The sequence below is a fragment of the Pseudomonas agronomica genome, from assembly GCF_025917275.1.
GTDB lineage: Bacteria > Pseudomonadota > Gammaproteobacteria > Pseudomonadales > Pseudomonadaceae > Aquipseudomonas > Aquipseudomonas agronomica.
Window position 1 is genome coordinate 1 of sequence record NZ_JAOSHO010000774.1, and the last position, 1,624, is coordinate 1,624.

At 63.1% G+C, this 1,624-nt stretch carries 2 protein-coding genes; one reads left to right on the forward strand and one right to left on the reverse strand.

Annotated features, from left to right (window positions below; all coding sequences use genetic code 11):
• The coding region (locus OC610_RS27025; protein WP_264432380.1) for a cysteine hydrolase family protein at positions 1-500 on the reverse strand (500 nt) is incomplete at its 3' end.
• Between the two features lie 97 nt (positions 501-597).
• On the opposite strand from OC610_RS27025, the gene OC610_RS27030 reads away from it, so the two are divergent.
• Positions 598-1,593, forward strand: coding sequence for a GlxA family transcriptional regulator (locus OC610_RS27030; protein ID WP_264432382.1), 996 nt, complete (start codon positions 598-600; stop codon positions 1,591-1,593).
• Positions 1,594-1,624: the final 31 nt, after the last annotated feature.

Sequence of the window (1,624 nt, forward strand, 5' to 3'; positions counted from 1 at the left end):
CCCAGCGCCGACATGAACGCGGCATGGACTTGTGCGGCCGGGACGACCACGCCGTTGAATTCAAGATCGCGAGTCGCGCACGCGTCGTGAATCACCGTGACGCCGTAGCCCAGGTCCGCTGCCGCCCGCACGACGCCATCGATACACATATGGCTCATGCTACCGACCACCACCAGTTGCTCGATGCCCCGTTGGTCGAGGATCGCCTGCAGTTCGGTCTCGCGAAACGAATTGACGAAATGCTTGAGCACCACCGGCTCATCGGCACGGTTGAGCACCTTGGTATGCAACTGCGCGCCTTCGGAGCCTGGCGTGAAAAAGGGCGCTTCGTCGGAAGTGAATTCGTGGCGAATGTGCACCACCGGGTTTGCGACCTGGCGAAACGCTTCGATCATTCTGGCGGCATTGTCGGCTGCAGCCTCGACGCCGACCAACGGCCATTTCCCTTGGGGGAAGTAGTCGTTCTGGATATCGACTACGATGAGCGCTTGCTTGGACATGGGGACTTCCTCGGGTTGATTGCGGTGAAGCCAGTATTGGCCAAGCCCGGCGATGGGAGGATTGGCCGTAACGACAATAGGCGAGGGAAAACTGACAATGGCGCAGGAAAGGGCATTCGCTGAACTGGGCGTGCTGATGTATCCCGGTGCGCAATTGGCGGCGGTGCACGGCCTGACCGATCTGTTCACGGTCGCGGCCAGGATCGCGACCGAGCAGGCCAGTGCGCAGTTGCCGAGGCTGCGAGTGAGTCATTGGCGCACGGAGAACGGTGAGGTGCCGCTGCGGGTGTTCGACAGCGAGGACGGAGCACCGGGCAAACTGATTGCCTTGCTGATCCCGCCCTCCATTGCCGGCTTCAATGAAAAGCTCGCCGCGCCGCCGCTGATGGATTGGTTGCGGGCGCAGCATGCCGACGGCACGGTATTGGGCGGGGTTTGCGTCGGTTCGATCCTGCTGGCCGAAAGCGGCTTGCTCGATGGTCGCAGCGCCACGACCCACTGGACTTCGGCGAAGTCCTTCGCGGCGCGTTATCCGAAGATCAATCTCAACGCCGACAAACCCATCGTCGATGACGGTGACCTGATCACCACGGCGGGGCTGATGGCCTGGTCGGAGCTTGGGCTGCGATTGGTGGATCGCCTGCTCGGCCCCAGCATCGCCACGCGCACGGCGAAATTCCTGGTGATCGAGCACAGCGACAGCGCGAGCCAGTGCGGCAGCAATTTTGCGCCGATCCTCGGCCACGGCGACGCCGCGATTCTCAAGGTGCAGCACTGGCTGCAGCGTAGCGGCGCGGTGGATGTCTCCCTCGGCGCAATGGCGGAGCAGGCCGGCCTGGAGGAACGCACCTTCCTGCGCCGGTTCCGTGCCGCCACCGGACTCAAGCCCACCGAATACTGCCAGCACCTGCGAGTCGGCAAGGCCCGGGAAATGCTGGAGTTCACCAACGGCACCATCGATCACATTGCCTGGACCGTGGGCTATCAGGACCCCGGTGCCTTTCGCTCGACCTTCAAGAAAATCACTGGGCTGGCGCCGAGTGATTACCGGGCGAGGTTTGGGGTAAGTCCGCCGAGCGCTCCCAAAGGCTGACACTGGTCCCCTTTGTGGCGAGGGAGCTTGC